The organism is Oceanicella sp. (assembly GCF_056449545.1).
In genome coordinates, this window is the sequence record NZ_JBWOMN010000111.1 from 1 (window position 1) to 17,942 (window position 17,942).

A 17,942-nucleotide genomic window follows, 5' to 3' on the forward strand; every position below is an offset into this window, starting at 1 on the left:
GGGCCATGGCGGCGGGGACGTCCTGTTCGGCGGCGGCGGCGGCGACCAGATGCGCGGCGGCGGCGGCGCGGACGACTTGCGCGGCGGCGGCGGCGGCGACCGGATCTGGGGCGGCGGCGGCGCCGACAGCATCGAGGGCGGCGCCGGGCGCGACGTGATGACCGGCGGCGCCGATCACGACGTGTTCGTGTTCCGCGCCCCGTTCGGCCATGACGAGATCACCGATTTCGACGCCGCCCGCGACCACCTCGCGGCCTCGGCCGACTGGAGCGCGGCCCTCAACGATCAGGCCGACGGGCTGCTCGTCACCTACCGGACGGCGGCCGGGCTGGTCGCGGGCACGGTGTTCCTCGACAATGTCGCCGAGGCGGATCTGGAACCCTTCGTGTTCTACGATCTCTAGCGCGGCGCCCGTCAGGCCCGACCGATCCGGCGCGCCGCCGCGCAAAGCCGGCCTTGGCGCGGATCTGCCGCTGCCCGGACACGCAAAGGGGCGACCCGAAAGCCGCCCCTTCGCCCTGTCGCCTCCGTTGCGCGGCGATCAGCCCGCCAGGGCCTTTTGCAGATTCTCGTCGACCTTTTCCAGGAATCCCATGGTGGTGAGCCATTTCTGGTCCGGCCCCACCAGCAGCGCCAGATCCTTGGTCATGTCGCCGCTTTCCACCGTGTCGATGATGGTCTTTTCCAGCGTCTCGGCGAAATTCATCAGCGCCTCGTTGCCGTCGAGCTTGGCGCGGTGCTTCAGCCCGCCGGTCCAGGCGTAGATCGAGGCGATGGAGTTGGTCGAGGTCTCCTTGCCCGCCTGATGCTGGCGGTAGTGGCGGGTGACGGTGCCATGCGCCGCCTCGGCCTCGACGATGCGCCCGTCCGGGGTCATCAGCTGCGAGGTCATCAGCCCGAGCGACCCGAACCCCTGCGCCACGGTGTCCGACTGCACGTCGCCGTCGTAGTTCTTGCAGGCCCAGACATAGCCGCCGGACCATTTCATCGCGCAGGCCACCATGTCGTCGATCAGGCGGTGTTCGTAGGTGATGCCCGCCGCTTCGAACTTGTCCTTGAACTCCGCGTCAAAAACCTGCTGGAACAGGTCCTTGAAGCGCCCGTCATAGGCTTTCAGGATGGTGTTCTTGGTGCTCAGATACACCGGCCAGCCGCGGTTGAGCCCGTAGTTCAGCGATGCGCGGGCGAAATCCATGATCGAGGCGTCGAGGTTGTACATCCCCATCGCCACCCCGGAGGAGGGCGCGTCGAACACCTCATGCTCGATCACCTCGCCATCCTCGCCGGTGAAGGTCATCGTCAGCTTGCCCTTGCCGGGAAAGCGGAAATCCGTCGCCTTGTACTGGTCGCCATAGGCGTGACGCCCGACCACGATCGGCTGCGTCCAGCCCGGCACCAGCCGGGGCACGTTGCGGCAGATGATCGGCTCGCGGAAGATCACCCCGCCCAGGATGTTGCGGATGGTGCCGTTGGGGGATCGGTACATGCGCTTGAGGCCGAATTCCTCCACCCGCGCCTCGTCGGGGGTGATGGTGGCGCATTTGACGCCGACCCCGACCTCCTTGATCTTGTTGGCCGCGTCGACGGTGATCTGGTCGTCGGTGCGGTCGCGCTCCTCGATGCCCAGATCGTAATACAGCAGATCGATGTCGAGATAGGGCAGGATCAGCTTCTTCTTGATGAAGTCCCAGATGATGCGGGTCATCTCGTCGCCGTCGAGTTCGACGACGGGGTTTGCGACCTTGATCTTGGTCATGCTCTGTCTCCCGGTTTTCAAGGATGGGCGCGTTGGCAGGCGAGGCTTGACTGCCGGGCACGGGCGCCGGACATGGGGGTGGTTCGCGGGGTGGTTCGCGGGGTGGTTCGCGGGGCGGGTCTCTCGGATCGGGCGGAACCTACCCGCGATGGAGCGGGGCGGCAAGGCCGGGCGCGCGCGGCGCATGCGCGCGCATGCAACTGGATACATTCGAGGGATCGAGACATGGCCGCAAAACGCTGGCGCAGGATGCGGATGGGGCTGGAGACCGTGTTGGGCCTGAAGCGTTCGGGGTTTTTCATCCCCTATCGCTACGCCGCCAGCGTCCCCGACCGCATGGAACCCTATGGCGCGGTCGAGGCGGCGTTCCGCGCCGCGGAACCCGAATTCGCGGCGGTGCTTGACGATATCGACGCGCGCGCCGATGCGCTGGCCGCGCTCGGGGGCGCGCCGCCGGAACCGCGCTGGGCGCAGGACTGGTTCGCGCGCGCGGACGCGGCGGCGGCCTATGCGCTGGTCGCCTCGGCGCCGCCTCGGCGCGTGGTCGAGGTCGGCTCGGGGCATTCGACCCGCTTCGTGGCGCGGGCCTTGCGCGACGTGGGCGCGGAGGCCGCGCATGTGAGCATCGACCCGGCCCCCCGCGCGGCGCTGCTGTCCCTGAACATCGACTGGCGACGCGAGGTGCTGGGCCCGCGGCACATGCCGTTGTTCGACGCGCTGGAGGCCGGGGACATCGCCTTCTTCGACAGCTCGCATCTGCTGGTGCCGGGCACGGATGTGGACATCATCCTCAACCGCATCCTGCCGCGGCTGAAACCGGGGGTGCGGGTGCATGTCCATGACGTGTTCCTGCCGGACCCCTATCCGGCGGATTGGGCCTGGCGCGGCTATTCCGAGCAGAACGGGCTGGTGGGCTGGATGCTCGGCGGCGCCTATCGCCCGGTGTTTTCAAGCCATTACGCGGTGACGCGGATGGGCGCGGCGGCGCGCCCGGGGCTGAAGGATCTGCCATGGACCGGGGCGCCGGAATCGAGTTTCTGGATGGAGAGGGTCTAGCGGCGGGCGACCGCCGCCCCGATGGCGGATTGCAACCCGCCCTGCGACCGGCGGCGGGTGGCGGGCGCGATCTCACGCCCTCGACGGCCGGCGCCTCGGCCTCGCGGTCCCTGCCGGCCCGGAACATCGCCCCCGGGGGCGCCGATTTCGCCCCGCGCGCGCCGCACGGCATGTTGCCGTCGCGCATGAAACGCAGCCCGCGGAACGTCTTTCGTCCGGCGGTCGGGTCGCGATCCGCAAGGGCGTCGCGAAGGATCCGGGCCCGGTCCGCGGCCCGCGCAAGCGGCGCCGGGCTTGCCCGGAGCGCGCCGCGCGTGTATGCGCCGCTCCACACGCCGCGCGGGGAATCTGATGAGCACCGACCATTCCAAAAATCCGATCTGGTCGCCCGAGGGGCCGGCGATGGTGCTCGTCGAGCCGCAGATGGGCGAGAATATCGGCGCCGCCGCCCGCGCCATGTGGAATTTCGGTCTCGCCAACATGCGCATCGTGGCGCCGCGCGACGGCTGGCCCAATCCGAAGGCCACCGCCATGGCCTCGGGCGCGGCGCGGGTGATCGACCATGCGCGGATCTGCGCTGCGACCGCCGAGGCGGTGGCCGATCTCAGCTATGTCTACGCGACCACCGCGCGGCGGCGCGAGATGACCAAGCTGGTGCTGACCCCCGAGGCGGCCATGGCCGACGCCCATGCCCGCATCGACGCCGGGGAACGGGTCGGCGTGCTGTTCGGGCGCGAGCGCACCGGGCTGGAAAACGCCGACGTGGCGCTGGCCAACGCGGTGATCACCGTGCCGGTCAACCCGGCCTTCGCCTCGCTCAATCTCGGGCAATGCGCGCTGCTCGTCGCCTATGAATGGCGCAAGCAGGCCGACGACACATCGCCAAGGGTCTACGAATCCCGCTCGGACCTGGCGAGTTCCGAGGACGTGGGCCGCATGCTGGCGCATCTGGAGGACGAGCTCGCCGACGCCAATTTCTTCTGGCCCGAGGAACGCCGCCCGTCGATGGAGACCAATCTGCGCAACCTGTTTCGCCGCGCCCCGCTCACCGATCAGGACGTGCGCACCCTGAGGGGCGTCATTCGGGCGCTGGCGCAAAAGCGCCGGCGCCGCTAGACCGGGGCCAGAGCCGCCAGCAGCGACGGAGACCTTCATGAGCAAGCCCCGAAACCGCCCCGGCGGGCCGCGCGGCATCTTCGAGGATGTGAGCGCCGCCCCGGCCCAGACCCGGACCGAGCCCCAGACCCGGGCGCGGGCCTCGGCCCCGGGGGCCGCAGAGGCCGCGCGCCGGCGCAACCGCCGCGCGGTGGCGGTCTGGCTGCTGGTCCTGGCGGCGATGGTGGCGGCGATGGTGCTGGTGGGCGGGCTGACGCGGTTGACGGATTCGGGGCTCTCGATCACCGAATGGCGCCCGGTGACCGGCGCATGGCCGCCCATGAGCGACGCGGCCTGGGCGGCGGCGTTCGAACGCTATCGGGCGATCCCCGAATACCAGCTGGTCAAGAAGGGCATGACGCTGGCCGAATTCAAGGGCATCTACTGGTGGGAATGGGGCCATCGCCAGCTCGGGCGCAGCATCGGGCTGGTCTGGGCGCTGGGCTTTGGCTGGTTCTTCCTGCGCCGGCGGATCCCGCCGGGATGGACCGGGCGGCTGCTGCTGGCGGGCGGGCTCGGCGGGCTGCAGGGGGCGATCGGCTGGTGGATGGTGGCCTCGGGGCTGACCGGGCGCATGGTGGACGTGGCCTCCTACCGGCTGGCGATCCATCTGGTCCTGGCCTTTGGCATCTTCACGCTGCTGCTGTGGTTCGCATGGCGCCTGCGCCGGGACGAGGTGACGCTGATCCAGGCGCGACGGCGCCGCCTTGGCGGGCTGGCGACGCTTGCCGGGGCGCTGCTGGCGCTGGCCTTCGCGCAGGTGGCGCTGGGCGGGCTGGTGGCCGGGATCGACGCCGGGCGCGGCTATGTGGACTGGCCGCTGATGGGCGGCGAATTCCTGCCCTCCGAAAGTTTTGATTACGCCCCGTTATGGAGCAATTTCTTCGAAAATCCGGCGCTGGTGCAGTTCAACCACCGCATGATCGGCTATCTGCTGGCGCTGTGCGGCGCGCTGGTCTGGCTGCGCGGGCGCGCCGCGGGGCATGCGGGCGCGGCGCGCTGGACCGCATGGGCCTTCGCGGCGCTGGCGGCGCAGATGACGCTGGGCGTCGTCACGGTGATCAACGCCGCGCCGCTGGGCTGGAGCGCCGTGCACCAGGCCGGCGCCCTCGTCGCCGTGGCGCTGATCCTGCGCGCCAGGTTCGAGGCGTGTTTCCCGGCCGAGCAGCGCATCGCCCGCGGATAGGCCGCCATTGGCGCCGAATCGGCTATGGCGCGGGGGGGCCGGCGAACAGCCGGGCCAGATCCTCGCGCAGCCAGGGCGCCAGCACGGCCTGCGGGATCACCGCGCGCTGGGGGCCGGCGGAATAGGGGGCGATCTCGTAGGGGGCGAAGTGGAACGCCAGCCCGCCGATCCTGCCCTTCACGCTTGACGGCTCCAGCGTGAAGGCCTGCAGCACCGCGACATCGGGCACGGTCGCGGCCTTCACGTCATCCGCCCGCATGCCGGGGCGCGCCAGCAGGATCTTGCGCAGCGCCCGCGTCACCGCGACCAGCCCCTTGCCGGTCTCGGCGCCCGGCGTGAAAAACGCGTCCAGCCGCACGAAATCGCCTTTCCGCGCATCCCAGGTCAGCGGGTCGAGAAAGGTGTTGGGATGGGCGCCGCCGGTGTCGGTGACAACCACCCGCAGGAACGATGCGTAGCGATCCGACACGAAGCGCGGCTGATGCGTGACCTTCAGCTTGTAGGTGCGGAACTTGAACCCCTCCGCCCTGGCCTTGGCGGCGTCCGCCGCGGCGACGGACCGGTATTCCTCGGTCAGCGCCTCGCCTTCGGCGCGCAGGAACGCGGCGAGGCGGGGAAACCGCATCAGCGTCTCGGGGTAGTCGATGCGGCTCAGCAGCGTCGCGCCTTCCCTGACCACGGTCTCCGCCGAGGCCGCGAGGGGCGCGACCGCCAGCCCCAGCCCCAACCCCAGGCCGAGCAGCGGCGCAAGCCGCGTCATCGCGACCACGCCGGCGGGCGTTTTTCAAGGAAGGCCGCGACCCCCTCGGCGGTGTCCGCGAACAGCATGTTGTCGGCCATCACCCGGCCCGTATAGGCGTAGGCCGCCTCCAGCGTCATCTCGGACTGGGCGTAGAACGCCGACTTGCCGGTGCGGATCGCCGCCGCCAGCTTGCCGGCCACCTTCTGCGCCAGCGCCTGCGCCGCCGCGCCCTGCGCGCCGTCGGGCGCCACCCGGTTCACCAGCCCGAGGCGTTCGGCGCGCGCCGCGTCGATGAAATCCCCGGTGCTCAGCATCTCGAAGGCCTGCTTGGCGGGGATGTTGCGGGTCAGCGCCACCATGGGCGTCGAACAGAACAGCCCGATATTCACCCCGTTGACCCCGAAACGCGCGCTCTGCGCCGCCACCGCCATGTCGCAGCTCGCCACCAGCTGGCAGCCGGCGGCGGCGGCGACGCCATGCGCCTCGGCGATCACCGGCTGGGGCAGGCGGGCGATCGAGGTCATCATCCGCGCGCATTGCGCGAACAGCGCGTTGAAATAGGCCCGCCCCGCATCCGGGGCCTGACGCGCGGCCTGCATCTCGCGCAGGTCATGCCCGGCGCAAAACGCCTTGCCGGCGCCGCGCAGCACCACCGCGCGCACACCCGCGTCGCGGGCGATGTCGTCGAGCGCGCCCTGCAGCGCGGCCAGCATCGCCTCGGACAGCGCGTTCAGCGCCTCGGGCCGGTTGAGCGTCAGCGTGGCGATCCCGTCAGAATCCTCGCGCAGCAATATGGTCATCGCATCCTCCTGCTTGGCGCCGGGATGCTAGCGCGCCGGCAGGCGGGAGGAAAGCCGGCTCAGAACCGCAGCAACCCGTTGCCCATGTCGTAGTGCCGGATCGCCAGCAGCCGCTGTTCGCCGGCCTCGGCGAACACGAACACATGCGCCTGCCCCTCGGCCAGGGTCATGCGGCAGAACACCGCCTCGGGGTCGAATTCCCGCGGGCAGAATTCGAGGTCCACATGCGGAACCGCGGCTTCGAACATCGCGTAGACGAAGGCGCCTTCGGCGACGTAGTCGGTTTCGCCCCTGCCGCCCTCTCCGGGGTTGGAGGCGAGCGCCGAACCGGCGGCGAGGGCGAGCAGCAGCGTCATCAGGGTCTTCATGGCAGGTCTCCTCGATCAGGTTTCCATGATGACTGACTGATTTGGTCGGAATAGGCAAGTCGTATCCTACCAAAAACCTCGGATACACGCGGACACAATGCCGCGCCCCAAAAACCAAAACAAGAAACGCCCCGGGCGATCGCGCGCCCGGGGCGTCAAGGGTCAGGCGCGGCTCAGTTGGTCAGTTCGATCCACACCACGTGATCGGCGGGCCAGGCGCGCGCGGTTCTGGTCTCGTCGCGGAACCTGCCGACCACCGGCGCGCCGGCCTCGGCGGGGACGGTGATCTTCCACACCCCGGGCACCTCGGTGTCGGGCACGCCGGGCGCGGTCTGCCCGCCCAGTTCGATCAGGTCGCGCTGCGCGCCCATGTAGCCGCGCGGGCGCATCATGCCCACGGCGGGGGCGGTCCTGTCCTTGGCCTCGGAGGGATACAGCCGCAGATTGACGAAGCGCGAGCCCCGCAGGAAGCCGCCGCGATAGATGTGATGCGGCGGGTAGCCCGCGGCCTCGATCATGAATTCATAGGTGGCGTCGGGCTTGGCGGTCATCGGCCCCCAGCCGCCATGCATGTCGATCTCCTGCGTCAGAACCGGTTCGCCCATGCGGGCGCCGGTGGCGGCGTCGGTCTCCCACGCCGTCAGCTTCGCGCCCTCCAGCGGCAGGTTGGTCGGGCGGTCATTGGCCCAGCCGGTGACCTTGCCGGAAATCTCCGGCGCCGCCTCGGGGGTCACGTCCAGCGTGGCGGGCGGCTTGCCGGCGACGGCCTCGTATTCGATGGCGAAGGCGGCGGGCGAAAACCCGGTCTCGCGATGATCGACGCCTTCCAGCATGCGGTTGTCGGCGCCCGCCAGCATCGGCCCTTCGAACGAGCCGCCGATCGGCGTCCCCGGCAGCCCGATCCAGTCGCCCATGGGCTGGTTGTAGAGGTCGAGCTTGTCCGAGCGGATGGTCACCGTCTTCACGCCCTCGATCACCTCGGCGCCGTCGTTGAGCTGCTTGAGAAACCCGCCCTGGCCGTTGTATTCGCTGCCCAGCGAGCCGCCGGGATTGTTGAACACCCCGTGATGCACGCAGCCGGTGAGCACCGCGGTTTCCACATGCGCCGCGCCGCCGCCGTTCTTCAGGTAGTTGCGGATGGTCTGGCAGCCGCGCGAATTGCCCACCAGCGCCACCTTGTCGGCGCCGGTGGCGATCAGCGCCCGCGTCACCTCGCCGGCCAGCGCCGCGGCGGCGTCGGCGGTTGAGGAGCGGTTGACCTCGTAGACCCCGTCATCGCCGCGCGCGCCGGGGCTGGGGATGTCGACGGCGAACAGCCGCTCACGCGGCCAGCCGTTGGATTCAAAGCGCCAGATCTGCACCGTCCAGCGGTCCGAGGTGTCGCTGTCGCCATGCACGAACACCACCGGCGTGTCGGCGTCGGCGAATGCGGGCGCGGCGAGCGCGGCTAGGGCGCATGACGCCGCCAGCGTCGCGCCGATCATTTTCCTGAACATTCCGTCTCCTCCCAAGGTTACATGGCGCCAATCTAGGGGCGCCGGTCGCGCCCGGTCCACCCGCAAACGCGAAATATCGTTTCGCGCGCCGCCGCCCCCGAGGGCGGAATTCTTGCAAACCACGCCGGAACAGGCCAGACCTGCGGCGCAGGACAGCCATTGCACGGACCGACCGCATGACCCGACAGCCGCTGATGACCGCCGCCGAAGTGACCGATTTTCTGGCCGAGGTGTTCCCCCAGACCGCCGACCAGTTCGAGATCGAGCGAATCGCGCCGATGTTCGCGCGCATGCGCATGAAGATCGGCGATCGCAACCTGCGCCCCGGCGGCACGGTGTCGGGCCCGACGATGTTCACCCTCGCCGACTGCGCCTTCTACGCGGTGACGCTGGCGATGATCGGTCGCCAGGCGCTGACCGTCACCACCACCTGCACCATCAACTTCCTGCGCAAGCCGGCGCTCGCGGATCTGACCTGCGAGGCGCGGATCCTGAAGCTCGGCAAGACGCTCAGCACCGGCGACGCCACCATCTTTTCCCCGGGCGTCGACGGTCCGGTGGCCCACGCGACGCTGACCTACGCGATTCCGCCCCGCCCAATGGCCGTTTCGGGGGGCTGAATTTGGGGTAAATCAATACCCCACATCTAGCCCCCTTGAAAACAAATGATAAAACGGCAAAATACGCCGTTGACTTGACGCCTGAAAACCCCGAAACAGCGCCATCCGGGCGCGGAGCTTCGCGCCCATCGCAGTTTCGCGGGCGCGCGCGCCCTTCAGGATGGACGGAAAGACCATGAAAACCTATTCCGCCAAGCCCGCCGACATCGAGAAGACCTGGGTCCTCATCGACGCCGAGGGCGTGGTTCTGGGGCGCCTCGCCTCGATCGTCGCCATGCGCCTGCGCGGCAAGCACAAGCCCAGCTTCACGCCGCATATGGACATGGGCGACAACATCATCGTCGTCAACGCCGACAAGGTGCAGCTGACCGGCAACAAGCGTTCGGACAAGACCTATTACTGGCACACCGGGCATCCGGGCGGCATCAAGTCGCGCACCGCGTCGCAGATCCTCGAGGGCAAGCACCCCGAGCGGGTGGTGACCAAGGCCGTGCAGCGCATGCTGCCGGGCGGGCCGCTGAGCCGCAAGCAGATGACCAACCTGCGCGTCTACGCGGGGGCCGAGCATCCGCACGCGGCGCAGGAGCCCGTCGTGCTCGACGTGAAGTCCCTCAACAAGAAGAACACCCGGAGCGCCTGACATGACCGATGAGATCAAATCGCTCGACGAGCTGAAAGACGCCGTCTCCGGCGCCGAGGTCGTGCTGGCCGAACCCGCGCCGCTGCGCGAACAGGTGCGCGATTCGCTGGGCCGCTCCTACGCCACCGGCAAGCGCAAGGACGCGGTGGCCCGCGTCTGGGTGCGCCCCGGATCCGGCAGGGTGGTGGTGAACGGCAAGGACATGAACGCCTATTTCGCCCGCCCGGTGCTGCAGATGGTCATCGGCCAGGCCTTCAAGGTGGCCAATGTCGACGGCCAGTTCGACGTCATGGCGACGGTCAAGGGCGGCGGCCTGTCCGGTCAGGCCGGCGCGGTCAAGCATGGCATCTGCAAGGCGCTGTCGCTGTATGACCCGACGCTGCGCGCCTCGCTGAAGGCGGCGGGCTTCCTGACCCGCGACAGCCGCGTGGTGGAGCGCAAGAAATACGGCAAGCGCAAGGCGCGCCGCAGCTTCCAGTTCTCCAAGCGCTGAGGCTTTCGGGGGCGCCGGCGTTGCCGGCGCCCTTTCGTCATGTCCGGGTCGCGGGCGTCGTCCGGCCCCGCGCGCCGTCGCGCCGGCCGATTGGTCAGCATGCGTTCAGACTTTGGTCGGTAGAGCTTCGCGAACATATGCTTATGAATATGTCGCGCGGCGTCGCCGCAACGATCCGGGCGCTGCGGCCCTCCTGAGCGAGCGTGGACTGCATGGCTAGAGAATTCATCAAGCGGATGCTGCCGCAGACGTTGCTCGCCTCCCGTCAGTTTCACAAGGTGAACGGCCGCTGGCCGACGCTGCGCCATCCCAGGACCTATCAGGACAAGATCTTCTGGCTCAAGCTGTTCGGCCACCGGCCGCTGCTGACCACGATCTCCGACAAGCTGGCGGTGCGCGACTACGTGGCCGACAAGGTGTCGGCGGATTTCCTGATCCCGCTGCTGTTCAGCACCGCCGATCCCGAGGACATTCGCCCCGAAAACATCGCCGCCGAACGCTTCGTGGCCAAGGCCACCCATGATTGCGGCGGCGTGGTTCTGTGCCGCGACCGCGCGACCTTCGACTGGGCCGCCTGCCGACGCAATCTGGCCGCCTGGCTGGCGCGCAACTACTACTTCGTGTCCTACGAAAAGCACTATCTGAACATCCCGCCGCGGATCATCGTCGAAGACCTGATCATGCGCGACGACGGCGGCGAGCCCAACGACTACAAGATCTACTGCTTCCACGGCGAACCCTGCATGATCCATGTGGACGTGGACCGGCACAGCGATCACCGGCAGGCCTATTTCGATCTCGACTGGACCCCGATGCCGGTGCACCGCATGTTCCGCCCGGTTCTCGGCGACATGCCGCGCCCCGCCAGGCTTGACGAGATGATCCGAATCGCCCGGCTGCTGTCGGAGGATTTCGTCTTCGCCCGCGTCGACATCTACGAGGCCGGCGGCAAGCTGTGGTTCGGCGAGATCACCCTGACCCCCGACGCCGGGCTGTATCGATTCGAGCCGCCGGACTTCGAGACCCTGCTCGGCGACAAGCTCGACCTGGCGCGCCTGCGCAAAGACTGACCTCCGGGCGGGGAGGAGGGCGAGCCTTCCCCCGCACGCCCCGCGCCCGCGCCGCATTTCCGCATCCGCCCGCCCGCCTCGGAGAATTGATCGAGATCAAGGCGAGGGGAGCGATTCGGCTTTAGACATACAATTATCTGAATGTTTGAATAATCAGGTCGCCACCCGCTTCGGGACGGCGGCGCAGACAGGAGAATCCAATGACCGGCAGACTGGACTGGCTCAAGGGCGGCATCGCGCTGGGTCTCGTGTTTCTGATCGCCGTGGCGATCGTCAAGCCGATCGGGGTCTCGACCCAGTTCGTGATCGCCGACGGCATGTTCTGGAGCGCCGTGGAACCCGACCTCGTCACCGCCGACGAGACCGCCAGACACGGCTATTCCAGCGCCAACGCCTATCTCGACAAGAGCGGCGGCAAATACGCCAAGGCGGTGGCCAATCCGTGGAACTATTCGTTCCTGTTCGTCATCGCCATGGCGATCGGCGGGCTGGCCAGCCGCATGACCGGCGGCCCGCGCGACGCCGGCGCCGACCTGATCGCGCCGAAGGCGTTCCGCGACCGCTTCGGCGACAGCAAGGCCAAACGCTACCTGATGGCCGGGCTCGGCGGCTTCATCGTGCTGTTCGGCGCGCGGCTCGCGGGGGGCTGCACCTCGGGGCACATGATGAGCGGCATCATGCAGACCTCGCTCTCGGGCTACCTGTTCGCCATCGGCGCCTTCGCCGCCGCCATTCCCACCGCCATCGCCGTCTACGGGCGCAACTGAGGAGGCCGTCATGGATCCGTTTCTCGCAATCGTTCTGGGCCTGCTGTTCGGCTTCGTGCTGCACCGCATCGGCGCTTCCAACCCGCAGCTGATCATCGACATGCTGCGCCTGCGCGACCTGCACCTGATGAAGGCGATCCTGCTGGGCATCGGCGTCGGATCGGCGCTGCTGTTCCTGGGGCTGGCCGCCGGGCTGGTCGATCCGGGGCATCTGTCGGTCAAGGCGTCGTATCCGGGCGTGGTGCTCGGCGGCGCGCTGCTGGGCGCAGGCTGGGCGCTGTCGGGGTTCTGCCCGGGCACCGGGGTGGTCGCCCTGGGCGACGGGCGGCGCGACGCCGTCGCTTTCGTCATCGGCGGCTTCGCCGGGGCCTTCGCCTACATGCTGGCCTATCCGGCGGTGAAGGCGACGGGGCTGCTGGACAAGATCGCCGGCGGCAAGGTGACGCTGGCGCAGACCGGCGAATACCAGGCGCTGATCCCCGGCGTGCCCGGCTGGGCGCTGGCGCTGGGCATCGCCGCGATCCTGATCGTGGTCGCCGCCATGCTGCCCGGCAAGCTGCCCCCGGCCGAGCCCGGCGCCGGCAAGACCCACGGCAAGGCTCACGCCCACTGACCGTCGGCGGGCGCCGCGGTCAAGGTGAATACGCCGCTTGCGGCCCCGACCGTCCCGGTCGGGGCCGTTTTGCGCCATGGCTGCGGCGCCCGCCCCCGCGACCGTCCCGCCCTGCGATGGAGGCGCCGCCCCGGCCCGTCCCGAAATCGCTGCGCGATTTCGCGGCGCGTTCCGCGCCGTGGCGGAGGCGGAGCCTCCGCAGGACGGGCGGCGACCGTCGCCGGCGCTCCGCCTCGCCCCTGACGCCGGCGCCGGCCGCAGGGCCCCGCGGCGCCTGATTGCAAAATCCCGGCAATGGGGTTAGGTCCGGGCGCATCGGTTGGAGGGAGCGTTTCATGACACGGATCGGCGGCGACATGACCAATGCGGCGATACTCGGGGCCAGCGGCTACACCGGCGCCGAACTGGTCCGTCTGCTGGTTTCGCACCCGAACCTGCGCATCGCCGCGCTCACCGCCGAGCGCAAGGCCGGCCTGCCCATGGGCGAGGTGTTCCCGCATCTGGCGCATCTGGACCTGCCGCGGCTCTCGCGCATCGACGAGGTGGATTTTTCCGGCATCGACCTGGCGTTCTGCGCCTTGCCTCACGCCACCACCCAGGCGGTGATCGCAGCCTTGCCCGATCACCTGCGCATCGTCGATCTTTCCGCCGATTTCCGCCTGCGCGACCCGGCGGACTATCAGAAATGGTATGGCGGCGCGCATCAGGCCCTTGAGCTGCAGAAACAGGCGGTCTACGGGCTGCCGGAATTCTACCGCGAAGACCTCGCGACCTGCCGCCTCGCCGCGGGCACCGGCTGCTACGTGGTCGCCGGCCTGCTGCCGCTGGTCCCGCTGCTCGCCGCCGGGGTCGTCGACACGGCCGACATCGTCATCGACGCCAAGACCGGCATCACCGGCGCGGGGCGCGCGCCGGGCGAACGCAAGCTGTTCTCCGAGGTCACCGAGGGCGTTGACGCCTACGCGATCGCCAGCCACCGTCACACCGCCGAATTCGATCAGGAACTGAGCCTTGCGGCCGGAAAGCCGGTCATCGTCAGCTTCACCCCGCATCTGCTGCCCATGAACCGGGGCATCCTCGCCACCATCTACGTGAAGGGCGCGGCGCAGGCGGTGCACGAAACCCTCGTCGCGCGCTACGCCGCCGAGCCTTTCGTGCATGTGCTGGACCTGAACGCGCCGCCGCCCCAGACCCGCCATGTGCGGGGCTCCAACCTGTGCCGCATCGGCGTCTGCGCCGACCGCCAGCCGGGGCGGACCATCATCGTCAGCGCCATCGACAATCTGGTGAAGGGCGCCTCGGGCCAGGCGGTGCAGGTGGCCAACATCATGCTCGGCCTGCCCGAGACCGCGGGGCTGGAGGCGGCCCCGATCTTCCCCTGACCGCCGCCCCGCCCCCCATGGCCGCGTCGCGATGAAACGCCTCCGCCCGCCTCTGCGCGTCCTCGCCGACGCCTACCGGCATTTCAACGCCGACGAGGGCTGGATGCTGTCGGGCTACATTGCCTTCGCGGCGCTGATGGCGCTGTTCCCGTTCCTGATCTTCGCCATGGCGCTGGCCTCGGCCACCATCGGCCCCGAGGAGATGCAGGCGCTGATCGACCTGCTGTTCGACCTCGCCCCGGAAAACATCGCCCAGGGCATCGAACCGGTGCTGCGCGAGGTGCTGGAGCAGGAGCGCGGCGGCGTGCTGACCGTGTCGGGGCTTGGCGCCATCTGGGCCGCCTCCAACGGCGTCGAGGCGTTCCGCGCCGCCTTCGACCGCGCCTATGCGGTGATGGTCCCGCGCGGCTTCGTGCTGCGTCGGCTGATCGGCATGGGCTTCGTGCTGCTGGGCGCCGCCACCTTCGGCCTGCTGGGCTTCGTGGTGGTGCTGGCGCCGCTGCTGCTGCGTCTGGTCGAGGAGGTCCTCGACTTCTCCGCGCCGTTCGGGCTCGGGGCCATTCGCTACGCCATCGGCCTTGGCGCCTTCGCCATCTTCCTGTGGCTGCTGCACCTGATCCTGCCCTCGCGCCCCACCTGGCGGCTGACGCTGTGGCCCGGGATCGCCGCCACCATGCTGCTGTGGATGCTGGGCGCGACGGCGTTTTCGGCCTATCTGTCCTATGCGCCGTCCTATTCCGTCACCTATGGGGCGCTGTCCGGCGTCATAGTGACGCTGCTGTTCTTCTATTTGAGCGGCGCGGTGATTATCTTCGGCGCGGAGCTCAACGCCGCCATCGAGCGCCACCGCATCGGCGCCGCCAGCCGCCGCGACGCCGCCTGGCTGTGACACTGCCGGCGCGCCGGCCAACGCGCCGGCCCCGGATCGGACCCCGGATCGGACTCGGACGAGGAAGCAAGAACATGAAAATCGCCAAGATGACCCGCAAGAAACGCCGCGTCATGCTGATCGGGATCGGGGCGTTCTTCCTCGTCACCGCGTCGCTGCTGGTGGGCGTGGGCATGCGCGACACCATCGTGTTCTTCTTCAGCCCCACCGAGATGATCGAAAAAGCCCCCGGCCCCGACCAGCGCCTGCGCGTCGGCGGGCTGGTCGAGGAGGGCTCGCTGATCCAGGGCGAGGACGGCGGCGTGCGCTTCACCGTCACCGACGGCAACGCCGTCATGGCGGTGTCCTTCGCCGGGGTGCTGCCCGACCTGTTCAGCGAGGGCCAGGGGGTGATCGCCGAGGGTCATGTGCGCGACGGGGTGTTCGTCGCCGACGACGTGCTGGCCAAGCATGACGAGACCTACATGCCGCGCGAGGTCGTCGACGCCCTCAAGGAACAGGGCTACTACAAGGGCGAAGACGCGGCGGAGCAGATCAATTGAGCCGCGCCTGCGACTGGGTCGACGCCTTCGCCGACGGGCCTTTCGGCGGCAATGGCTGCGTGGTGGTGCAGGACGCCGCCGATCTCGGCGTCGCCCGGCGCATGGCGCTGGTGCGCGAAACCAGCCTGTCCGAATGCGCCTTCATGGTCGGCTCGGACAAGGCGGATTTCGGGGTGCGCTACTACCTTGCGGATCGCGAGATCCCCATGGCCGGCCACCCCACCATCGCCGTCGTGGCGGCGCTGATCCATCGCGGCATGGTGGCGCCTGACGCGCGCTTCACGCTTGAAGTCGGCGCCGGGGTGATCGACATCGACATCGAACAGCGCGAAAACGCCCCGCCGCTGATCGCCATGACCCAGTTGGCCCCCACCTTCGGCAACGAACACGACCCGGGCGAGATCGCGGCGCTCTACGGGCTGGACCCCGGCGACATAGTGCGCCCGCCGCGCACCGTGTCCACCGGCACGCCGTTCTGCATCACCCTGCTGCGCGACAAGCAGGCGTTGCGCCGCGCGGCGTTCGACCCCGCCAAGCTGGCGGCGATGCGCGAACGCGACCCCGGAAAAATCGATTTCATGGAACCTTTCCTGGTGACGCTGGGCGGCGCGACCCCGGCGGGCGACACCTTCGCGCGCCTGCTGCTGGCGCCGCCGATGCCGCCCGAGGACCCCTTCACCGGCTCGGCCACCGGCTGTCTCGGGGCCTGGCTCTGGGCCGAGGGGCTGATCGAGACCCCCGGCTTCATCGCCGAGCAGGGCCACTGGATGGGCCGCCCCGGGCGCGCCGAGGTCGCCGCCATCGGCCCGCGCGACGCCATCGCCGGGGTGCGGGTGGCGGGGACCGGCGTGGTGCTGATGTCGGGCGATCTCTTGATCTAGGCGGCGTGATCCAGGCGGCGTGATCCGGGCGGCGTGATCCGGGCGGATCCGCCGCCCGGAAGCGGGCGGCAATCGTCAGGCGCCCCCGCCCGCGTCCCGGCGCGCGTCGCAAAATCCCCAAAGCATCGCCGCCAGCGCCCGGTCAAGGTCGCGGGCGAAATCCGGCAGCGCCTCGGCATGTCCCGCCCCGGCGGCGGCGCGCGCCACATGCGGCGCCGGGTTGGCCAGCGGCCACAGCCCGGCCACCAGCGCCATGATCATGTTGACGGCCAGCGGCCAGGCTGCGCGCGGGATCGCCGGGCAGGCCAGCGCCCCGGCCGCGGCCATGCGCCCCGCGGCCCCGAACATCTCGCCCTTCAGCACGATCAGCCGGGGTTCGGAGATGTTGTTCTCCAGCACCGTCGCCAGCACCGAGGCCAGCTTGCACAGGCGCGGGCGCGCCGCGAAACCCCGGGCGATCAGCGTCGCCAGCGGGCGCGGATCCTCCAGCGGCGCCCGCGCCGCCAGCGCCGTTTCGAACGCCGCGACCAGCGCCGTGATCTCCTCCGTCAGCAGCGTCGCCAGGATGTCCTCGCGGCTCTCGAAATAGCGGTAGATGCTGGATTTCGCCACCCCCGCCAGCAACGCGATCGCCGCGAGGCTGACCGCGTCCGGCCCCTGCGAATCCACCAGATCCCCCGCCGCGCGCAGCAGCGCAGCGCGCCGCATCGCCTTGCGTTCAGGCGATCGCGCCCGCTGAAATTCCTTTTCCGGCCGGGCGCAGGTCATGCCGCCGAACGGCTGATATTGCGGGGCGTTTCCATGGCGGTGAACGATAGGCGCGGCTCCGGGCCGGGGCAAGAAGATAAAAGACCGTCGTTCTCTTATTGACATGCCCGCCCCGCGCCCCACTATCAGAGCCCGAGAGTCGCCTGAATGCACCGGCCCGCCGCGGCGCCCGACCGAAAGGACCCCCATGAAACTCACCGTCAACGGCGAATCGCGCGACTTCGACGCCGAACCCGACATGCCGCTGCTTTGGGCGCTGCGCGACCTGCTCGGCGTCAAGGGGCCGAAATTCGGCTGCGGCATAGCCGCCTGCGGGGCCTGCACGGTGTGGATCGACGGCGAACCGGTGCGCGCCTGCGTCGAACCGGTCGGCGACGTGACCGGCGCGGTCACCACCATCGAGGGCCTTCCCGCCGCCATCGGCGCCGACGCCCTGCACCCGGTGCAACAGGCCTGGATCGCCGAACAGGTCCCCCAATGCGGCTATTGCCAGTCGGGGCAGATCATGGCCGCCGCCGCGCTGCTGCGCGACAACCCGGCGCCCAGCGACGACGACATCGATGCGGCGATGACCAATCTCTGCCGCTGCGGCGCCTATCCGCGGATCCGCGCCGCGATCCGCCGCGCCGCCGTCGACATGGCCCCGCCGCCGGATCCGCCGCCCGCCCCCCTGCAACCCCCCGCGCAATCCCCTGCGCAATCCCCTGCGCAATCCCCC

Annotated in this window: 18 protein-coding genes and 3 pseudogenes; 15 read left to right on the forward strand and 6 right to left on the reverse strand. The window is 69.6% G+C overall.

What is annotated here, in order from left to right; translation table 11 throughout:
* Window positions 1-403 (forward strand): annotated as a pseudogene (locus tag AC1HC7_RS14310) (hypothetical protein); the annotation flags it as partial.
* Window positions 404-541: 138 nt separating this feature from the next.
* On the opposite strand, the gene AC1HC7_RS14315 reads toward AC1HC7_RS14310, so the two are convergent.
* Entirely contained in the window at window positions 542-1,756 is a 1,215-nt protein-coding gene (locus AC1HC7_RS14315; RefSeq protein WP_479495322.1) for an NADP-dependent isocitrate dehydrogenase, read from the reverse strand.
* A gap of 225 nt (window positions 1,757-1,981) precedes the next feature.
* On the opposite strand from AC1HC7_RS14315, the gene AC1HC7_RS14320 reads away from it, so the two are divergent.
* The 3 genes from AC1HC7_RS14320 (at window position 1,982) to AC1HC7_RS14330 (ending at window position 5,153) form a co-directional block, all read left to right on the forward strand.
* Entirely contained in the window at window positions 1,982-2,812 is an 831-nt protein-coding gene (locus AC1HC7_RS14320) for a class I SAM-dependent methyltransferase (protein WP_479495323.1), read from the forward strand.
* Window positions 2,813-3,163: 351 nt separating this feature from the next.
* A complete protein-coding gene (locus AC1HC7_RS14325; protein WP_479495324.1) occupies window positions 3,164-3,928 on the forward strand; it encodes an RNA methyltransferase in 765 nt (254 codons plus the stop codon).
* 37 nt (window positions 3,929-3,965) lie between these two features.
* Entirely contained in the window at window positions 3,966-5,153 is a 1,188-nt protein-coding gene (locus AC1HC7_RS14330; RefSeq protein WP_479495325.1) for a COX15/CtaA family protein, read from the forward strand.
* Between the two features lie 22 nt (window positions 5,154-5,175).
* On the opposite strand, the gene AC1HC7_RS14335 is transcribed toward AC1HC7_RS14330, so the two are convergent.
* The 4 genes and pseudogenes from AC1HC7_RS14335 to AC1HC7_RS14350 all read right to left on the reverse strand — a co-directional run bounded on the left by AC1HC7_RS14335 (window position 5,176) and on the right by AC1HC7_RS14350 (window position 8,559).
* The gene (locus AC1HC7_RS14335; RefSeq protein WP_479495326.1) at window positions 5,176-5,913 is read right to left on the reverse strand and encodes an RsiV family protein; all 738 of its coding nucleotides are present in this window, start codon (window positions 5,911-5,913) and stop codon (window positions 5,176-5,178) included.
* Window positions 5,910-6,698, reverse strand: a pseudogene (locus AC1HC7_RS14340) (enoyl-CoA hydratase); the annotation flags it as partial. The gene AC1HC7_RS14335 and the pseudogene AC1HC7_RS14340, both read right to left, overlap by 4 nt.
* 56 nt (window positions 6,699-6,754) lie before the next feature.
* Window positions 6,755-7,063, reverse strand: a complete 309-nt coding sequence (locus AC1HC7_RS14345; RefSeq protein WP_479495327.1) for a hypothetical protein — start codon at window positions 7,061-7,063, stop codon at window positions 6,755-6,757.
* 173 nt (window positions 7,064-7,236) lie between these two features.
* Window positions 7,237-8,559 carry a hypothetical protein gene (locus AC1HC7_RS14350; RefSeq protein WP_479495328.1) on the reverse strand — a complete coding sequence of 441 codons (1,323 nt, stop codon included), beginning with the start codon at window positions 8,557-8,559 and terminating at the stop codon, window positions 7,237-7,239.
* 176 nt (window positions 8,560-8,735) lie between these two features.
* Between AC1HC7_RS14350 and AC1HC7_RS14355 the strand changes: the two genes are divergently transcribed.
* The 10 genes from AC1HC7_RS14355 to AC1HC7_RS14400 all read left to right on the forward strand — a co-directional run bounded on the left by AC1HC7_RS14355 (window position 8,736) and on the right by AC1HC7_RS14400 (window position 16,456).
* Window positions 8,736-9,179, forward strand: coding sequence for a PaaI family thioesterase (locus tag AC1HC7_RS14355; protein WP_479495329.1), 444 nt, complete (start codon window positions 8,736-8,738; stop codon window positions 9,177-9,179).
* Window positions 9,180-9,354: 175 nt separating this feature from the next.
* Complete coding sequence (gene rplM, locus AC1HC7_RS14360) at window positions 9,355-9,819, forward strand: 50S ribosomal protein L13 (RefSeq protein ID WP_479495330.1); 465 nt, start codon at window positions 9,355-9,357, stop codon at window positions 9,817-9,819.
* Window position 9,820: 1 nt separating this feature from the next.
* On the forward strand, window positions 9,821-10,312 hold the full coding sequence (gene rpsI, locus AC1HC7_RS14365; protein WP_479495331.1) for a 30S ribosomal protein S9: 492 nt from the start codon (window positions 9,821-9,823) through the stop codon (window positions 10,310-10,312).
* 212 nt (window positions 10,313-10,524) lie between these two features.
* Window positions 10,525-11,382 carry an ATP-grasp fold amidoligase family protein gene (locus AC1HC7_RS14370; protein ID WP_479495332.1) on the forward strand — a complete coding sequence of 286 codons (858 nt, stop codon included), beginning with the start codon at window positions 10,525-10,527 and terminating at the stop codon, window positions 11,380-11,382.
* Window positions 11,383-11,582: 200 nt separating this feature from the next.
* Complete coding sequence (locus AC1HC7_RS14375; RefSeq protein WP_479495333.1) at window positions 11,583-12,149, forward strand: YeeE/YedE thiosulfate transporter family protein; 567 nt, start codon at window positions 11,583-11,585, stop codon at window positions 12,147-12,149.
* 10 nt (window positions 12,150-12,159) lie between these two features.
* Entirely contained in the window at window positions 12,160-12,762 is a 603-nt protein-coding gene (locus tag AC1HC7_RS14380) for a YeeE/YedE thiosulfate transporter family protein (RefSeq protein ID WP_479495334.1), read from the forward strand.
* Window positions 12,763-13,097: 335 nt separating this feature from the next.
* Entirely contained in the window at window positions 13,098-14,144 is a 1,047-nt protein-coding gene (gene argC / locus AC1HC7_RS14385; protein ID WP_479495335.1) for an N-acetyl-gamma-glutamyl-phosphate reductase, read from the forward strand.
* A gap of 31 nt (window positions 14,145-14,175) precedes the next feature.
* Window positions 14,176-15,033 carry a YihY/virulence factor BrkB family protein gene (locus tag AC1HC7_RS14390; protein ID WP_479495336.1) on the forward strand — a complete coding sequence of 286 codons (858 nt, stop codon included), beginning with the start codon at window positions 14,176-14,178 and terminating at the stop codon, window positions 15,031-15,033.
* Window positions 15,034-15,107: 74 nt separating this feature from the next.
* Window positions 15,108-15,575, forward strand: a complete 468-nt coding sequence (ccmE, locus tag AC1HC7_RS14395; RefSeq protein ID WP_479495337.1) for a cytochrome c maturation protein CcmE — start codon at window positions 15,108-15,110, stop codon at window positions 15,573-15,575.
* Window positions 15,572-16,456, forward strand: coding sequence for a PhzF family phenazine biosynthesis protein (locus AC1HC7_RS14400; protein WP_479495338.1), 885 nt, complete (start codon window positions 15,572-15,574; stop codon window positions 16,454-16,456). The genes ccmE and AC1HC7_RS14400 overlap by 4 nt, the downstream gene beginning before the upstream one ends.
* A 75-nt stretch (window positions 16,457-16,531) precedes the next feature.
* On the opposite strand, the gene AC1HC7_RS14405 is transcribed toward AC1HC7_RS14400, so the two are convergent.
* Window positions 16,532-17,164, reverse strand: a complete 633-nt coding sequence (locus tag AC1HC7_RS14405) for a TetR/AcrR family transcriptional regulator (RefSeq protein ID WP_479495339.1) — start codon at window positions 17,162-17,164, stop codon at window positions 16,532-16,534.
* Between the two features lie 247 nt (window positions 17,165-17,411).
* Here AC1HC7_RS14405 and AC1HC7_RS14410 point away from each other — a divergent pair.
* A pseudogene (locus tag AC1HC7_RS14410) lies at window positions 17,412-17,855 on the forward strand ((2Fe-2S)-binding protein); the annotation flags it as partial.
* Between the last annotated feature and the right edge of the window lie 87 nt (window positions 17,856-17,942).